Genomic DNA, 16,497 nt, shown 5'->3' with positions numbered 1-16,497 from the left:
ACGAAAAAAGGAGACTTGGGGAATGATTAACATTCCCCAAGTCTCCTTTTTTCGTGGAACCTGGATCTTTAAGGTTCGAAGAACTCGAAGACAGAGCGTGTCAGGACCTCAACGCCGACGGGGAGCGCGTCCTCGTCGAGATTGAAGCGTGGGTGGTGGTGAGGAAAGTCGGAGCCTTTCTGGACATTGCCGGAGCCAACGATAAAGTAGCAACCAGGCACGGCATCGAGGAAATGCGCCATGTCGTCGCTACCAGCGATCAATATCGCTTCGCTTTCGTCGACGTTCTCGCTTCCCACGGTGCCAATAGCCGCCTGGCGCACAATCTTGGTGATTTCGGGATTATTGGTGCAGGGTGGGCAGCCCTGGTTGGGCGTTACCTCGCAGGAGCCGCCCATAGCGCTGGCAATTCCCTGTGAAAGCTCGCTGATGCGCTTGAGCAGGTAGTCGCGATGCTCCTTGCTATAGGAGCGCATAGTGCCTTCCATGATGGCATATTCCGGGATGATATTAGAGGCTGTCCCGGCTTTTAGCGTGCCAATGGTAATGACCGCGGGACTGAAGGGCGAGGTCTCGCGGCTAATCAGGGTTTGCAGAGCCGTAATGATATGCGCAGAGATGACGATGGGGTCGATTGTGCTTTCAGGCATTGCCGCGTGCCCACCCTTGCCTTTGACCGTAAAATTCAGCGTGTCCGCGCTGGCAAAAACGGTGCCGCTACGCACGCCAACTTTGCCAATGGGCATATTGCTAATGAGGTGCAGGCCGATAACGGCATCGACGCCCTGCATTGTTCCCTCATCGACCATGGGTTTCGCGCCACCTATGCGTTCTTCGGCGGGCTGGAAAATAAACTTGACATTGCCCGTCAATTCGGCGCGACGCTTAGTGAGGATATCGGCGACGGCAAGTGCGATGGCGGTGTGCCCATCATGTCCGCAGGCGTGCATCTTGCCATCGGTCTGTGAGCGGTAGTCGACCTCGTTTAGCTCGTGGATAGGCAGGGCGTCGATATCGGCACGAATGGCGATGGTGCGAGCGTTCGCAGGAGCCGCTTCTCCGCGTAGCAGGCCGACGACGCCTGTCTTTGCAATGCCAGTCTGGACCTCAAGGCCTAGAGCTTGCAGACGTTGCGCTACAATGCTCGAAGTGCGTACCTCCTCAAAGGCCAGTTCGGGATGCTCATGCAGATCGCGGCGTGTCGCGACCAGGTCTGGGATCAACTCATCAATTTCAGCTTTTAACATATCAATGGGGGATACGGACATGTTTCCTCCTTGTTGAATGCCGGCTATACAGGACGCTAGAACATGCTGGAGTTATGAGTGGAAGAGATATCTGGCTGTCTGCCACATACTACTCTAGCATAGTACCACATATTGATGTATTTCCCTGGGTTCGCTTTCTTTGAAAGCTTGCCTTTGATATGAATATTTTCGCCAGTGAGTATATGTGTATTTCGCTGTCTAGTGATGGCTGTATGGCAGTGCTCTGATGGCAGGAGATATAGGCCAATGTGCTGGGATTTGATGCGGATTGGCTGTGGCAATGCAACATTTTCTCGGGTACAGTAGAAGTTATGTATTTGCATTTTCTGTTTTAAGACTGTGGCATCTGATAATTGTATGAAAAAAACGTTTATGTATCTGTTTGGGAAATCTGATGAGCAAAGTACAATTGACACGTTCTGAACCGGTTATTGCTCCTGCAGCGCAGAGCACTGCGCCCGCCTTGAGTTCGCGTGAGCGACTAGGGGTGGGCCTGGCGCTGGTCGCGCTCTATATCGTCTGGGGTTCGACCTACCTTGGGATGCGGATCGCTATCGAGAGCTTTCCGCCCTTTCTCATGGCGGGTATACGCTTTCTCAGTGCAGGCCTTCTGCTATACGCTTTTCTGCGCCTGCGCGGGCATGCTGCGCCTACCGGGAAGCAGTGGGGAGGCGCGACCATTATTGGCGTGCTCATGCTGGTATGTAGCAATGGCATGGTCTCATTCGCGGAACAATGGGTGGCGACAGGAATCGTGGCTATCGCCCTGGCGGCGGTTCCACTTTATTCGGCATTGATCTTTGGCTTTTTGGGGCGCTGGCCCTCACGCTTCGAATGGTTGGGGCTGGGGCTGGGCTTTGTCGGCGTCATTATGCTGAACCTGGAGCATGGACTCTGGACCAATCCGCAGGGCGCCCTGGCGCTCTTGATTGCCCCTTTCTGCTGGTCACTGGGGTCCGCGCTCAGTTCACGTTTTTCTATGGCTTCAGGTCTGATGGCTAGTGCGACCCAGATGCTGGGTGGAGGCGTGGCTCTTCTGCTGTTAGGTGTGGGGCTGGGTGAGCACATAAGCGGCTGGCCCTCGACTCGTTCGTGGCTGGCAATGCTCTACCTGGTCCTGATTGGCTCACTGGTGGGATATACCGCGTATGGCTATCTCCTGCGCAAGGTCAGGCCTGCCCTGGCGACGAGCTATGCCTATGTCAATCCAATTGTGGCGGTTGGCCTGGGCGCCCTGATGGCTGGAGAACAGATTACGCCTGTTGGCATCATTGCGATGCTGATTATTCTCACAGGCGTGGCCCTGGTCTCACTACGCAAGCGTAGATAAGAGAGAGGTTTAGAGTAAAGGGTTGAGTAGCAGGTGGCCTCTGGTCAGCCTGCTACTCAACCCTTTAATTACTTACCCTTGTTGAAGCGGAAGTGAGCGATATCGCCGTCCTGGATCTCGTACTCGCGACCCTCCAGGCGCTGAACGCCCTTTTTGGTGGCCGCCGCGAAGGAGCCACACTCCATAAAGTCATTGAAGTGTGTGACCTCGGCGCGGATAAAGCCCTTCTCGATATCGGTATGGATTTTGCCAGCTGCTTCGGGTGCCTTCGCGCCCCGCGTCACAGTCCAGGCGCGTACCTCGTCCTCGCCAGCGGTCAGGAAGGTAATCAGGTTCAGCAGGCGGTAGCCGACCTGGATAACGCGATCCGCGCCAAGCTGGGGCAGACCCAGGGCCTCCAGGTACTCGTTGGACTCCTCCTCGGAGAGCTCAGAGAGCTCGGCCTCAAGCTTCGCCGAGACGGCAACGACCTGCGCGCCCTCTTCTTTGGCGCGTAAAGCTACCTGCGCAATGCCCTTCAACTCCTTCTGCACTGCCTCGGGATCGACAGCCTCGCCCTGCTCGATCTTTGCCAGGATCTCGTTGGCCGAACCAAGCATGTCTTCGCTTGTGTTGAGCACATACATGCGTGGCTTGAGTGTTAGTAAGAAGAGTTCGTCGGTGACAACCTTATCCTGTGCGGAGATCTCAACCTCTCTCGCGAGCTTCAGTTCATTGAGGGCTTCCTGCAAGCGCAGGAGGAGATCTAGCTCCTGCTGATATTTCTTATCACCGGACTTGGCGGCCTTCTTTGTGCGCTCGATACGGCGCTCGACGGTTGAGAGGTCAGTCATGACCAGTTCCGCATTCAGGCTATCCAGGTCACGTATGGGATCGATAGTGTTGTACACATGGGGCACATTATCGTTGGCGAAGGTGCGTAGCACGATTGCCAGCGCATCAGCGTTACGAATATGGCCGAGAAATTCCGCGCTCAGCCCTTCCTTCTTCTCTTTGGCCGCTTGTGTAGCCTGGCCCATGCCTGCTACATCGACAAACTCGACCGTCGTATAGGTCTTCTTGCGAGGTTGAAAGATCTCAGAGAGGGAATCTACGCGTGTATCGGGCACCTGGACCACGGCAAGGTTCGCCTGTACGGTGCTGGTCGCGTAACCACTGACGGGTGCCCCAGCTTTCGTCAGGGTGTTAAATAGGGTGGTTTTGCCACTTTGGGGTAAACCAATAATACCAATTGTGAGAGCCATAAATTATCCTTCTTTACTGCTACATCTGCCACCTGAAGAAGTCTTTGGGGAGATGGGAAAATCGCGCGTTTGTGTCTCTCTATTGTACTATCTTTGGCATGTGAATGGTACATTTACTTTTCGCGCCTGCGGCGCTCAAAGATATGAGGAACAGGTGTGTGGCATAGGCATTCGCCCATGCCACACACCTGTTCCTCATATCCCCAGTGAGAGCTAGCGGAGGCACATATTCGCGCCACTCTCATCACCAAAGCAATTTCCACTGCGCGTGAGAATGATCACTTTACTGATCGTGGGAAATTGTTTCAGCGTGGCATTGATCTGTGACTGCACACGCGCATCCATGCCGATTCCCGCCGAACTGAGATCCCGGCAGAACTGAACGGTGGCGGTTCCTGTTTCGGGGGTACTGCCTTTGGTGTTGAGCTTAATAGTGAAATCCGCTCCACACGTGGAGGCGCCCTTGAGCATAGAGGTTAGCTCGGTATAGTATCCCTGTGCCTGCTCGCTGGCGTTGGGACCCGCGATCAGGTACTGCAGGGAGGCGGTGGCAACGGCCTGGCTTGTAGTGGTCCGGTTAACGGGATAGACCAGGGTCATGCTATCCTGGCCATGCTTCGAGAAGTAGACCTTGACATGATATTCCTTGCCTGGCTGGCTGGTTCCCGTATTGGTGGGTTGCTGACCACCATTATTGGCAGTATTGTCATTGCCATTGGTGGAGCCTGTAGAGCTACTGGCTGGGGTAGCGGTACTCGTTGTGCTGGTCTGGCTGGCGATGTTGCGACCGGTGCCGCTATCGCTAGCGCAGGCGGTAATAAAGGCTGCGAGTATGAAGAGCAGACTAAGCGTGAGTATTGTGAAGAGATGCGAAGAGCACATAGAGTTAGTGGATACAAGGCGTCGTTGCGATTTACCACTCATGTTGGGCACTCCTTTTTGTTCAGCGTTTAACTGTAATTTTAACACGAGAAAAGTGTTTCAAGCTTCAAAGGAAACATAACATAGAGAATATAGTATGCATGTTAACTAACAGTACTTCTTTTAAGAGTGCTTTTCTACGAGAAGCGGATCTCCATGTCTCATTTTACACGCCAGCCAAAGAGTAAATGGTACTTCTGGAGGTATGATAGTGCGAATTGTAGCATTTTGTTATGAGGTGTTTCACAATTTGGCAGAGAACTTCATCACATTCAGAGATGGTTTGAACGCCTGATTTTGCTGCATAATCCCATGCTCGCGCACTTGACGATGGGTAGAGCAGGCACTACAATATTCTTGGATCAAAATGTCTTCCCCATATTTCATGGAGGTGTTTTCTACATGCCGTTGTACGAATATTACTGCCCAGACTGCAAGAACAAATTTGAGTTGCTGGTCAGCTATAAGCACGCGGATGATGTCGTGTGTATGAAGTGTCATAGCGAAAAGGTGCGTCGCCTTCTTTCTGTATTTGCTGCCCAGCGTGGTGGGGCGGAAGATGGTGGAGACGACTATTCTCCCTCTATGGGTGGCTGTGGGTGTGGTGGTGGTAGCTGTGGGTGTCATTAAGTATTTTGGCGCAGTAGACATTTCCTATGTATAGCGAACTTGGCAGTATGTCCTGGTAGCGGCCTGGGGGGCGCCTGGTAGCAGGATCTCTCATGGACTGGCTCTTCTGGTCGCGCGAGGCATCTATAGACAGGTTTATGGCATATGTTGTTTAACAAAGTAAGTTATCGGCGTGGTCTCATCGAAGGAATTATTCTCTTTACTCTTGGTCGTCTTTGCGCGCTCATTAGCCCCCTTGTCTTTCCAGACTGGACCTATGTCGCGGCCCCTATGTTCTTTATGTTTTTAGAGTACGTAGTTCCGCCTATCTGGGCGGCTCGCCGCATGACCTCTACCAGGCGTGAGCGCTTGAGCAAGCGCTTTGTGTTCCTGGGACCTCTGATGGCTGCCTGGTGCCTGGGGATTGATCTGGTGATCTCGCTTGGGCTTGGCCTGGCGGTTAATCCCTTTGGGGGCATCCAACAGGGACCTGCGTTGCTGCGTATGCTGCAAGGCGGTCCAAATCACCTGACCCCTGGTGCTTTTGCCCTGGCTGAAGTGAAGACTGCCCTCACCTTATTAGCCTTCTATACCATTGCTGTTATTTGCACTCGCCTGGCTGGAGGTGGCTTCCTGCGCTTTACTATGCCCGCGGGCGGCAATCGTGTCACCCTCTAGGAACGTATATCACGCTACCTTGTCTTCCGCCTTTCGTTGATGCTGTATATTGTTCTGCATAAGATGCGGCAAACGCTTTTTTGTTAATCTTCTTAGTCTTCAAACGACTCCTGTTGCCTGCCTATATCGTGCGTGAGAAAGTACAGAAGGCAGAATTCTTGCTTATGACAGGCCCATTTGTTACAATGTTTCTGAACTGTTATGCTTAGCTTGTCTCCGTTGGCATGGCGAGATGAAAGGTACGGTAAGTAATCCGTGTCAAAAGTGTACGCAATCACGAACCAAAAAGGGGGCGTGGGCAAGACGACAACTGCGATTAATCTTGCCACGTACCTGGCAGCCGCTGGCCGGAAGGTGCTGCTCTTAGATATGGATCCTCAGGCCAATACCACCAGCGGGATTGGCGTCACGGATCGCAAACGCCAACATACGCTCTATGACCTGCTGGTGCAGGAGGATGAGTCAATCACTATTTTTGATGTTATCGTGCCTTCTGATCGACGCGAATTAGTAGTTGCCCCCTGCACGGTCGATCTGGCCGCGGCCGAGGTGGAACTGGTAGGTGCGCTGGCGCGCGAGCATCGCTTGCGCGACGCCATCCAGCCCATTCGTGATCGCTGCGATTATATCATTATTGATTGCCCACCCTCCCTTGGTCTGCTGACAATTAATGCCCTGGTGGCCTCTGATGGTATTTTGATTCCCATCCAATGTGAGTACCTGGCGCTCGAAGGCCTTACCCAATTGCTCAACACCGTGAATATTGTCAAAAATAAGTTGAACCCATCGCTCTTTATTGCCGGGGTGGTGCTGACCATGTTTGACCCACGTACCCGCCTGGCCGGTGACATCGTGCGCGAGGTACGCAATCACTTTCCCAAAGAGGCGTTTCAAACGATCATTAATCGCAATGTCCGCTTGAGTGAAGCTCCCAGCTTCGGTCAGCCAATTCTGGACTACGATCCGACGTCTCCGGGTGCGCTGGCTTATCGTGCGCTCGCTGAGGAGGTAATGGCTCGTGGCTAAACAACGTTTTGGTCTGGGGCGCGGCCTGGATGCCCTGATCTCGGGCGCATCCGATGTGATGGGGCCCCAACAGCAGGCACCAGCCGCGAATGCCGATGTTGGCGCTTTGCCCCTGCTCTCTCTGGAAAGCATTATCCCCAATCCACGGCAGCCTCGTAAAGTGTTCCGCGATGATGATCCCAAACTCCTCGAACTGAGTGCCTCCATTAAAGAGCATGGACTCTTACAACCCATTGTCGTGGCACGCCTGGACCAGGTTGAAAAGCGCGCCGATACGGGCGATAGCTGGTTTGGTGAGCCGGGCGAGTCCACTTCAGCGGTTGTCTCGAACGATGAGGCGATCGTGCGCTATCAGATCATCGCGGGTGAGCGTCGCTGGCGCGCCTCCAAGATGGCGGGCCTGAAGCAGGTACCCGTCGTCGTCAAAGAGGTAACGCCGCAGCAAATGCTGGAACTGGCCCTCATTGAAAATATCCAGCGCGCCGATCTCAATCCAATTGAAGAGGCGATGGCGTATCAAGAGCTGGTCCAGACCTTTGGCCTGACACAAGAACAGGTGGCGCGCCAGGTGGGGAAGGATCGCTCCACGATCACAAACTCCTTGCGTTTACTGCAACTGGCACCCAAGTTGCGTGAGGCCCTGGTCAATCAGCCAGATATCTTCACAGAAGGCCATGCTCGCGCCCTGGCAGGTATTACGCGCGAGGAAGACCAGGTGACCGCGATGAACCAGGTAATCGCGCTCCACCTGAATGTGCGCCAGACCGAAGAGCTGGCTTCGCGCATCAAAGCCTCGCAAGATATCGAAGCCGCAGTGAAGAAGATTACGACGACATCGGGTCGCACACCTGAACTGGAGTCGCTCGAATCGCAGTTCCGCGATTCCCTGATGGTCAAAGTGGATCTTAAGTGTAATGCCAAAGGCAAAGGCACACTTGTGCTCCATTTTAACGATCAGGATGAGTTGGAGGGCCTCTATTCGCGCCTGGTCAAGAAAGAAGATGCAGAGTAGTGGTTGTATGCGTGCGGGCAGCCTACGGCTGCCCGCACGCATACAACCACTGCTCTAAGTTGTTAGAGGGGTGAAGATAGTGGAAGATGAGCAGAATCTATTTGAGGCGTTTCGCGGCCAGTTAGTTGCCGCGCGCATCGCTTTTCTCGGGCAACTGGCAAAGTTTAGTCGCGAGGAACTGGCCCTCTCGCCCGGTAAGGTTGAGTGGTCTCCTATCCAGGTCGCCTATCACCTGTATGTAACGGATGGTGAAACGCTGGAGCAGATGCAACGTGTGCAGAGCGAGGAGAACCCGCTTCTCTCCTTCGCTGAAATCGAGGGGCCAGCCCAGGTTGGAGCAAATACTGAGCTACCAGCGACCCTCGAAGCGATCATGGCTGGTATGGCCGCGCGTCGCGAAGAACTCTTTCAGTTCCTCGCGGAGCTTCCCCCTTCAGGCTGGGAGCGAGTATATCGCCACCCTCGCGAGGGCCAGCTCAACTTTCCCCAGCTCGTTCAACTCCTGGTTGAGCATGACCAGCGCCATGCTCAGCACCTGGCACGCATAAAACTCACCCGCGAACAGTATCCCCACGAAATTTAGATTGATAATGTGATGCGCGTTGGCAGCCGGAGGCTGCCAACGCGCATCACATTATCAATCTATTAAAATCTCTACAAAAACGTAATTCTCAAACAGGTTTTGGTAGGTTTATCCTTGTCAGGACACGCAAAGCACGCTATGATATGAAGAGATTTCGCAGAGGGCATCAGGCCCTGCAATAGAAGATGCAGAATCAGGCCCACCGGGCTGATCGATACAAGGATTAATGGAAGCAATGCAGCACTATACAGCTACTTCTACCGCGAAGACGCCCCCTCCTCACACGGGCGTGGCGCGTTTTCTGGACGCGTGTTATCATCGTCAACCCGACGCGACGCCGGTCTGGTTTATGCGCCAGGCGGGGCGTTGTCTCGCGGAATATCGCGCCCTACGCCAGAAATATGATATGCTCACAATGGTCAAGACCCCTGAGTTGAGCACGGAAGTCACCTTGATGCCGGTCAAAACCTTTGGCGTGGATGCGGCGATTATCTATTCTGATATTTTGACGCCACTTGAGGCGATGGGCGTCTCATTTGAGATCCGCCACGAAGTTGGACCGCTCATTCACCACCCTATTCGCAATCAGCAGGATGTTGAAAATATTCGCATCCCAAATGGACCAGAGATCGCGCCCTATATGATGCAGGCGATCCAGATGGTGCGCCGCGAGGTTGAGGGGAAGCAGGCGGTGATCGGTTTCGCGGGTGCCCCCTTTACCCTGGCGTGTTACCTGATCGAGGGACGCCCCTCGCGCGATTATCGTAATGCCAAGGCCATGATGTATAGCCAGCCTGAGTTGTGGCACGCGCTGATGGAGAAATTAACAACGGTCACCCAGAGCTATCTTGGTGAGCAGGTGCAGGCGGGCGTCGATGCCGTACAACTCTTCGATAGCTGGGTTGGCGCGCTTAGCCCCAGCGTCTACGAGCGCTATGTACAGCCGTATGTACGCCGCATCTTTGACACTGTCAAGCAGACAGGTATCCCCGCGATCCACTTTGGTACTGGCACAAGCGCCTTGCTGGAGTCGATGACTGCGGCGGGCGGAGACATTATTGGCCTGGATTCGCATGTGGAGCTTGATGAAGGTTGGGAGCGCGTTGGCTTTGAGCACGGCGTACAGGGAAATCTGGACCCCATCCTGCTTCTAACCGAGTGGCCGGTGATTGAGAGTGCCATGCGCGATGTCTTGAAACGCGCAGCCAATCGCCCGGGGCACATCTTTAACCTGGGGCATGGCGTATTGCCTCCCACCAATCCAGATCTATTGCGCCAGCTGGTCGAGGCCGTTCACGCCGAGACGCAGAGGTAGTAGGGAGGAGCAGAGCTATTATGTCAGCAGAGAAGAAGAACCCCTCAACCGTGTCAGAGCATACTGGTCTGGCACGCTTTATGGCCGCCTGTGAGCGCCGCCAGCCCGATGCGACGCCGGTCTGGTTTATGCGCCAGGCTGGCAGCACCTTTGGCGCGTACCGCAAGATGCTGGAGAAATACGATGTCCTCACCATCGCCAAAACGCCCGAACTAAGCTCACAGGTCGCGCTCTTCCCCGTCCAGGAGCTGGGTGTGGATGCCGCCGTACTCTTCGCGGACATCATGCTACCTATCGAAGAGATGGGCGTTGCGCTGCACCTGGAGCCGGAGGTTGGCCCCATCATTCACCATCCTATCCGCGATATACAGGCCGTCGAGGCCTTGCGTACGCCTGCCCGAGACGAGGTGACGCCCTTCGTCATGAATGGGATTCGCCTGATTCGTCGTGAGCTTGAAGGCAAACAGGCGGTGATTGGTATCGCGGGCGCCCCCTTTACCCTGGCGTGCTACCTGATCGAGGGACGCCCCTCGCGTGATTACCGCCACGCCAAGGCCATGATGTATAGCCGCCCCGATCTATGGCACGCGCTGATGGAGAAGATCTCCACGGTGATTGCCGACTACCTCGTGGCGCAGGTGCAGGCAGGCGCGAATGTGGTGCAGGTCTTTGATAGCTGGGTTGGCTCGCTTAGCCCCAGTGTGTACCGCACCTTTGTCCTGCCTTATACGCAGCGTGTCTTCCAGGCCGTCAAAGCGACTGGCGCGCCCGCCATTCACTTTGGTACAGGCACGGCATCCTTGCTCAATGTTATGACTGAGGCGGGTGGCGATGTAATGAGCATTGACTGGCGTATGGACCTGGATACCGCCTGGGAGCGGATCGGCTATGAGTGCGGCATTCAAGGAAATCTCGATCCCGCGTTGATGTTAACCTCCTGGCCTGTCATTGAAGAGAATATGCGTGATGTCCTACGCCGCGCGGCGAATCGCCCAGGGCACATCTTCAACTTTGGGCACGCCATGCCCATCGGCTCGCAAGCTGACTTGTTGCGCCGCCTGGTAGAAGCAGTCCACGAACAAACCCAGAGGTAAAGATAGAGAGAAAGATAAAGGATAGAGATCATGGCAGAGAAACATATTGGCGTTCTATTGATGACCTATGGCTCCCCATCGACGCTCGATGAGGTGCCTGAATATATGCGCAATGTGCGTGGTGGACGCGAGCCTGAGCCGGACCTGGTGGTGGAGTTTCGCCGCCGCTATGATTTGATTGGTGGCTCGCCACTGGTGCGCATCACGCGTGAGCAGGCCGCGGCCCTGCAAGGGGAGCTGAATAAGGATGGCGGCGATACGCACTATCGTGTGGATGCCGGAATGCGCTTCTCCCGTCCATTTATCTCCGAGGTTCTGCCCGAGGTTGCCAGCAACGCCGACGAACTTGTTGGCATCGTGATGTCGCCCCAGTTCTCGCCCATTATTATGGGTGGCTATGTGCGTACTATCAACGAGGCCGCGGCCCAGCTTGGTCGACCAGAGATGCCAGTGCGCGTAGCTGGCGATTGGCACTTGCAGCCCCTATTTATCCAGGCGCTTGCCGAGCGTGTACGCCAGGCCCTCGAAGAAAAGTTCGCGCCCGAGGAGCGTGACCAGGTGCCAGTGCTACTGACAGCCCATAGCATGCCGAAGCGCGTCATCGAGAATGAGCCAGACTACATCAACAACCTCAAGGAGACCGCCGCCGCGGTCGCGAAAGAGGTTGGCCTGGCCGATGATCGTTGGATGTTCTGCTATCAGAGCGCGGGCCATACCCCCGAGGAGTGGCTCAAGCCCGATTTTGCCGACATCATGCCCGAACTGGAGGCGGCTGGTCGCAAGCATGTGCTGATCGCGCCGGTGCAGTTCCTGGCCGATCACCTGGAGATCCTGTATGATATCGAGGTGGGTGCACGTGAGCAGGCTGAGGAGCATAACATCCACTTCGCGCGCATCGAGTCGCTCAACACCTCGCCACTCTTTATCAAAGCCCTGGCCCAGGTGGTACGCGAAACATTATAAGTCACAAACACAAAGAAGCGGTGGCGTCGCCGACGCCACCGCTTCTTTGTGTTTGTGACTATAAACCTGCGCGAAGTTCCTGGAGGGTTGCCAGGCGCTCGCGAGCGATTGAGCTGCCGGGATTGATCTTGGCCAGGTTGCGGTAAACGCGGCTGGCCTGTTCATACTCGCCAACGGCCTGGTAGGTCTGACCAAGCATATCGTAGGCGTCGAAGTTATTGCGATCAATCGTAATCAACTGCTGTAGCGCGGCCACAGCCTCTTTGACCTGCTGGGTCTCGAAGTAGTGGCGAGCGATACCAGCCTGGTACCTGGCCGCTTCCTGAGGATGCCCGACGCGGAAGCAGAAGCCAACCACCTCACGCAGCAGATCCATCGAGTTGGGGTCCAGCTCCGCGGCGCGGCAGAAGGCAGCCAGGGCCTCCTCGCTATCACCCGTCTCGTCATAGATATTGCCGATGCGCTGAAGTGTCGCTGCGGCCTCGGTGGTGTTATTGCGGCGCAGGTTAGCATCAACTAGCAGGCGCAATTCCGCTATACCCTCGTCGAGCAGGCCACGATTGATGTAGATGTCGGCCAATTCTTCGTGGGCCTGTGGCTCCTGGGGGGCGAGGTGGACTAGTTCGTTGAGCACCTTGAGCGCATTGTCGATCTGACGACTCTGGCGGTAGTGGCGAACGAGATCCATATACTCACGAACGGCGGTCGAAGGATCTGGGCGGCGTGCCGAGATCTCCGCCAGAGTTGAAGCGACCTCGTCGTTGCCAGCGCGCACTTGCTTGACCTGGCGCATGATATTCTCGGCCTGATCCTGGCGCCCACTACGTCTGTAGGCCTGGGCCAGCAAGAGCGAGATTTCGACCTCGGGTGCCTTGTGCTCTTCACCCTCTTCGCGTGGGCGTGCGGCCCATGTGGTGGGATCTAGCAAGGCAGGAGCACGACGCACAGCTTGTAGCGCCTGCTCAAACTGCTGAATAGCCGCCTCTGGCTTGCCCTGGCGCAGATAGCAGTGAGCGCTACCAACGCGTGCCAGCACCTCTACCGCGCTATCGCGGCTAGCCAGTGCATAGGAGTCGAGCGCCTGGTCAAAGTTTCCGCACTGCTGGTAGACCTGGCCGAGAGAGTAATGTACATCGGCGTTGTTGGGATAGATATCGGCTGTCTGTGTGTACTCGCGGATAACCGTGTCCGCATGCTTCTGCCCCTCGCCGCGCAACTGCCAGCGAATGCGATTGAGCACCTCAAGCGTGTTGGCGCGGATGGCACCAATATTGGTGACCTGGGCGATATGCCAGCGCACCAGGGCCGTGATATTGCGTGGATCAACCTGGAGGACGCGCTGGTACTCCGCTACCGCCTGCTGACTACGGCCTAGCTTTTGTAGGGCCAGGGCGTAGTTGAGGCGCGTTGGTACGCTGGTTGGGCTCTCCTGGAGGGCCTGCTCAAGCTCGGTCAGCGCACGATCCATATAGCCCAGGCGCAGGTAAGATTCCGCGGCAAGGGTGCGCTCACGCAAGAGATCCTCTTTATTGCCCTGAGAGGAGAGCAGATTGATCAGGCGCATGCGATAGGTCAGGTTATTTGGCTCAAGCTGGAGGATGCGGCGATAGGTCGCGATAGCATCCTCAATGCGCCCGTTTACGATGTAGGTATCGACCAGGATGGCATACTTGGTAATGGCCTGCTCAATTTTGTTCTGGCGAACGTAGATCTCACAGAGCACCTGGTGAACGTCCAGGTACTGGGGAGCCATATCGATGACCTTCAGGCACTCCTCAGTCGCGGGCGTTAGTAAGCCGTGGTTGATGTAGTTTTGGATATCGCGCATGGAGCGCACAACCTGCGAGCGTACGCTCTCGGGAAGCGTGGCCGTGCTGGCAAGAACCGCCTCGGCTGCCTGCATATTGCCCTGGTTTCCCGCCATCTGGCTCAGCAACTCTTCGGTTGACTGCTTGCGCTCGGGTGTGACGGCGCGATACTCCTGTGAGGGAGTGCTGCCGGGTAGCATCAGGTTCATCTGCTCGGGAGGAACGGGTGCTCCACTGGTGGTCAGCGGAGGCGTTCCCAGCGCCTGTAGCATCTGTTGCGCGGTAGGGATAGCGGGCGCGGCAGGCTGCTGGACAGGTGGAACCGCTTGCATTGGCTGTGAGGCCGATGCCGGAGCAGGAATCGGCGCCACTGGCTGAATGGGTGCCGATAGTTCCTGCTGGAGCGCGGCCAATTGTTCAGCGGCTGAGGGCTGAACATGGCTGGGTGCCAGCGGCTGCGACGCAGGCTGCTGTTGTTGTAGTTGGGCCAGCGGTTGTGACGCGGGCTGCTGCTGAGGCTGGGCCAGGTTGTCAGCCGCGGGAGCCGGCTTAGGATCATCTGTGAGCCAGGATGTCGAGGTTGGCGCTTGTGCGACCGGCTGCTGTGGCAGCGGCTGTGATGCCAGCTGTGGTGGCTGCTCGTTCTCGCCAATGATACCAGTCAGCCAGTCGGGAAGCTCGCCGACCACGCTCTGACCTTGAGGCTGAGGCGCGGGCTGCGGAGCCTGTGGCTGTTGGGGTGCCTGAGGGGCCTGCGGTGTGTTAAGCGCGTTATTGATATTCGCGGTATTAAACATCATCGTCGAGGCTTCAGAGATGGTCTGTACATGTTGCTGCTGTGGTGCCTGTTGCGCGGGTGGCGGCGTGACCGGCCGCGTTGGCAAAGGCGCGTTCTGGGCCTGTTGGAGCATGAACTCCACCTGCGCGACCTTGTCGTTCCAGCCCCGGCTGCGTAAGAAACCCAGCAAGGCGTTATAGACCGTCATGGCCTGTTCTTGCTCGCCCAGCAAACGGTGGGCTTCTGCTGCCTCTTGACAGAGCTGAACCAGCTGGTCAGACTCCTCAACGGTTAGTGCATCGAGGTTGACGCGGTCGACTGCCTCGTCAAAGTGGATGGTGGCTGTACGCAAATCGCCACGCGCACGGTAACACTGACCGAGTGCGTAATAGCAAGAGAGCGCATAATCTGGATCGTTAAGGAGCAACTGGAACTGGTTGATTGCGTCATCCCACCGCTGTTGCTCTTGATAAAGCCAGCCAAGAAAATAGCGGGCGTCTGGCCTATCGAAGCCGCTCTCCAGAATCTGCTCACAGAGGTCGATAGCATCATTGAAACGACCCTGGTCTTGAAAAATCTGGGCCTGCTTCAAGACCTCTGTGACCTGGTTAGCTGTAATACGATTGCGAGGCGCGCCTACAGGTCTATTGAGTACCTGGGATGAGTCTGGACCCACCCCACCGAAGTTGCCCATGCTACCCATGTTACCCATGATGCCAGTGTTACCTCCGCTGATATTATCCGATGAAACAGTATCGGCTAGAAAATTATCGGAAAAAGGTGTTTTAGCTTTTTGTGCTGCTTGCTGTGTCTGTGCAGAGCCGGGGGAAGCGGCCTGGGTCTCTGGAAAGACCTGGTTCCCCGGGGGACCTGCTGCCGCTGGCGGTCCATTCATGATATTTGTCATGGTATTTGTAATCTGGGCCAGTAGCTGCTTCGCTTGAAGGTTCGACCCATCGGCTCTTAAGACTTCTTCGCATTGTGTACGTGCGGCAGCCAGATCCTGCTGCTCTATATAGCCTTGCGCGGCAGCCAGGCGTTGCTGAAGCATGGCCGCGATATCTTTTTTTTCAAAGTAGTAGCTTGCCAGGCGCTCGTGAGGCTCGGGACTTCTGGGAGAAAGCTGAACCGCTTTTTGCCAGGCTGCTTCGGCGCGCGCGCCCTGGCCAGCTTGAGAATAGAGATCTGCCAGGTGTAAATAAGCTTGATACGCATCCTGGCGTCTATTGAGTATGCCATAGAGTTCCGCGGTCTTGCTTAATGCAATGACATTGCTTGGATCGCGCTGGAGCGCGAAGGCGTATTCTTCGAGTGCCTTTTGCCACTGCTTCATCTGCATATAACAGAAACCCGCCCCACTACGCGCGGTCACATCTTCTGGGAACTCTTTGAGCGCCTGCTGATATTCATATAATGCTGTCTCCCACTGGCTATCCCAGCGATAGCGGTCGGCAGCATTGACGGCTGTACTAAAGACTTGTCGGTTCCCAGGCATAAAATCAACTTTCTCAATCGAGAGAACTACATATCAATGGCTATCGCGCATGCATCTCTGAGGCTAGGAAGGCGATTCAATGAGTCTAGCTTAGCCTAGTCAGAAGTTAGCGTACTACAAATATCCCACCTGGACACTTGTTTTGGTACTAAAGTACTTGAGACAGAACCAGGGAAGAAAACGTGCGTTCGCTTGAATGCTTCACAAGGCCAAAATGACTCTGTAGGTGGTTCTACACCATCTTATAGGGGGATCAGAGCGCGTTTAGATATCGGCGCTCTACCATGTGGTAGGAGACTATGCCTCCGACAACTCTCTCGTGTTTGCCTATCCCCTGGCTAGAGACGCGAAGCCTTCTTACTTACCGCGTACC

Annotated in this window: 13 protein-coding genes; 9 read left to right on the top strand and 4 right to left on the bottom strand. The window is 55.5% G+C overall.

Annotated elements, in window-relative coordinates:
* Nucleotides 1-68: 68 nt before the first annotated feature.
* Nucleotides 69-1,268, bottom strand: coding sequence for a M20 family metallopeptidase (locus KTE_RS11670; RefSeq protein WP_201381177.1), 1,200 nt, complete (start codon nt 1,266-1,268; stop codon nt 69-71).
* A 394-nt stretch (nt 1,269-1,662) separates the two neighbouring features.
* Between KTE_RS11670 and yedA the strand changes: the two genes are divergently transcribed.
* Nucleotides 1,663-2,598 carry a drug/metabolite exporter YedA gene (yedA, locus tag KTE_RS11665; RefSeq protein ID WP_201381174.1) on the top strand — a complete coding sequence of 312 codons (936 nt, stop codon included), beginning with the start codon at nt 1,663-1,665 and terminating at the stop codon, nt 2,596-2,598.
* Between the two features lie 68 nt (nt 2,599-2,666).
* Here the strand turns inward: yedA and ychF are convergent, their stop codons facing one another.
* Nucleotides 2,667-3,842, bottom strand: a complete 1,176-nt coding sequence (gene ychF, locus KTE_RS11660; protein ID WP_201381172.1) for a redox-regulated ATPase YchF — start codon at nt 3,840-3,842, stop codon at nt 2,667-2,669.
* A 213-nt stretch (nt 3,843-4,055) separates the two neighbouring features.
* Nucleotides 4,056-4,766 (bottom strand): GerMN domain-containing protein, encoded by a 711-nt coding sequence (locus KTE_RS11655; protein ID WP_201381170.1) that lies wholly within the window; start codon nt 4,764-4,766, stop codon nt 4,056-4,058.
* Nucleotides 4,767-5,165: 399 nt separating this feature from the next.
* Here KTE_RS11655 and KTE_RS11650 point away from each other — a divergent pair, with 399 nt between their 5' ends.
* The 8 genes from KTE_RS11650 to hemH all read left to right on the top strand — a co-directional run bounded on the left by KTE_RS11650 (nt 5,166) and on the right by hemH (nt 12,043).
* A complete protein-coding gene (locus KTE_RS11650) occupies nt 5,166-5,393 on the top strand; it encodes an FmdB family zinc ribbon protein (protein ID WP_201381168.1) in 228 nt (75 codons plus the stop codon).
* Nucleotides 5,394-5,537: 144 nt separating this feature from the next.
* On the top strand, nt 5,538-6,050 hold the full coding sequence (locus tag KTE_RS11645; protein ID WP_201370573.1) for a hypothetical protein: 513 nt from the start codon (nt 5,538-5,540) through the stop codon (nt 6,048-6,050).
* A gap of 255 nt (nt 6,051-6,305) precedes the next feature.
* On the top strand, nt 6,306-7,076 hold the full coding sequence (locus KTE_RS11640; RefSeq protein WP_201370574.1) for a ParA family protein: 771 nt from the start codon (nt 6,306-6,308) through the stop codon (nt 7,074-7,076).
* On the top strand, nt 7,069-8,088 hold the full coding sequence (locus KTE_RS11635) for a ParB/RepB/Spo0J family partition protein (RefSeq protein ID WP_201381166.1): 1,020 nt from the start codon (nt 7,069-7,071) through the stop codon (nt 8,086-8,088). Before KTE_RS11640 ends, KTE_RS11635 begins: the two co-directional genes overlap by 8 nt.
* Nucleotides 8,089-8,167: 79 nt before the next feature.
* Nucleotides 8,168-8,671: a DinB family protein gene (locus tag KTE_RS11630; protein ID WP_201381164.1), complete on the top strand. Its 504-nt coding sequence runs from the start codon at nt 8,168-8,170 to the stop codon at nt 8,669-8,671.
* Between the two features lie 235 nt (nt 8,672-8,906).
* Complete coding sequence (hemE, locus tag KTE_RS11625; protein ID WP_201381162.1) at nt 8,907-9,986, top strand: uroporphyrinogen decarboxylase; 1,080 nt, start codon at nt 8,907-8,909, stop codon at nt 9,984-9,986.
* A 20-nt stretch (nt 9,987-10,006) separates the two neighbouring features.
* Nucleotides 10,007-11,080, top strand: coding sequence for a uroporphyrinogen decarboxylase (gene hemE, locus KTE_RS11620; protein WP_201381160.1), 1,074 nt, complete (start codon nt 10,007-10,009; stop codon nt 11,078-11,080).
* A 30-nt stretch (nt 11,081-11,110) separates the two neighbouring features.
* The gene (gene hemH, locus KTE_RS11615; RefSeq protein ID WP_201381158.1) at nt 11,111-12,043 is read left to right on the top strand and encodes a ferrochelatase; all 933 of its coding nucleotides are present in this window, start codon (nt 11,111-11,113) and stop codon (nt 12,041-12,043) included.
* A 58-nt stretch (nt 12,044-12,101) separates the two neighbouring features.
* Here the strand turns inward: hemH and KTE_RS11610 are convergent, their stop codons facing one another.
* Nucleotides 12,102-16,124: a tetratricopeptide repeat protein gene (locus KTE_RS11610; protein ID WP_201381156.1), complete on the bottom strand. Its 4,023-nt coding sequence runs from the start codon at nt 16,122-16,124 to the stop codon at nt 12,102-12,104.
* Nucleotides 16,125-16,497 lie beyond the last annotated feature (373 nt).

The sequence above is a fragment of the Ktedonobacter sp. SOSP1-85 genome, from assembly GCF_016587415.1.
Taxonomy (GTDB): domain Bacteria; phylum Chloroflexota; class Ktedonobacteria; order Ktedonobacterales; family Ktedonobacteraceae; genus Ktedonobacter.
Note: the sequence above shows the minus strand (reverse complement) of the source record. Positions and strands in the feature narration are given on the sequence as shown.

Excerpts from the sequence above, each read along its gene's own strand:
- KTE_RS11670 (WP_201381177.1), bottom strand. The coding sequence starts at position 1,268 with ATGTCCGTATCCCCCATTGATATGTTAAAAGCTGAAATTGATGAGTTG.
- KTE_RS11655 (WP_201381170.1), bottom strand. The coding sequence starts at position 4,766 with ATGAGTGGTAAATCGCAACGACGCCTTGTATCCACTAACTCTATGTGC.
- KTE_RS11610 (WP_201381156.1), bottom strand. The coding sequence starts at position 16,124 with ATGCCTGGGAACCGACAAGTCTTTAGTACAGCCGTCAATGCTGCCGAC.
- hemH (WP_201381158.1), top strand. The coding sequence starts at position 11,111 with ATGGCAGAGAAACATATTGGCGTTCTATTGATGACCTATGGCTCCCCA.
- ychF (WP_201381172.1), bottom strand. The coding sequence starts at position 3,842 with ATGGCTCTCACAATTGGTATTATTGGTTTACCCCAAAGTGGCAAAACC.
- KTE_RS11650 (WP_201381168.1), top strand. The coding sequence starts at position 5,166 with ATGCCGTTGTACGAATATTACTGCCCAGACTGCAAGAACAAATTTGAG.
- hemE (WP_201381160.1), top strand. The coding sequence starts at position 10,007 with ATGTCAGCAGAGAAGAAGAACCCCTCAACCGTGTCAGAGCATACTGGT.
- yedA (WP_201381174.1), top strand. The coding sequence starts at position 1,663 with ATGAGCAAAGTACAATTGACACGTTCTGAACCGGTTATTGCTCCTGCA.
- hemE (WP_201381162.1), top strand. The coding sequence starts at position 8,907 with ATGCAGCACTATACAGCTACTTCTACCGCGAAGACGCCCCCTCCTCAC.
- KTE_RS11645 (WP_201370573.1), top strand. The coding sequence starts at position 5,538 with ATGTTGTTTAACAAAGTAAGTTATCGGCGTGGTCTCATCGAAGGAATT.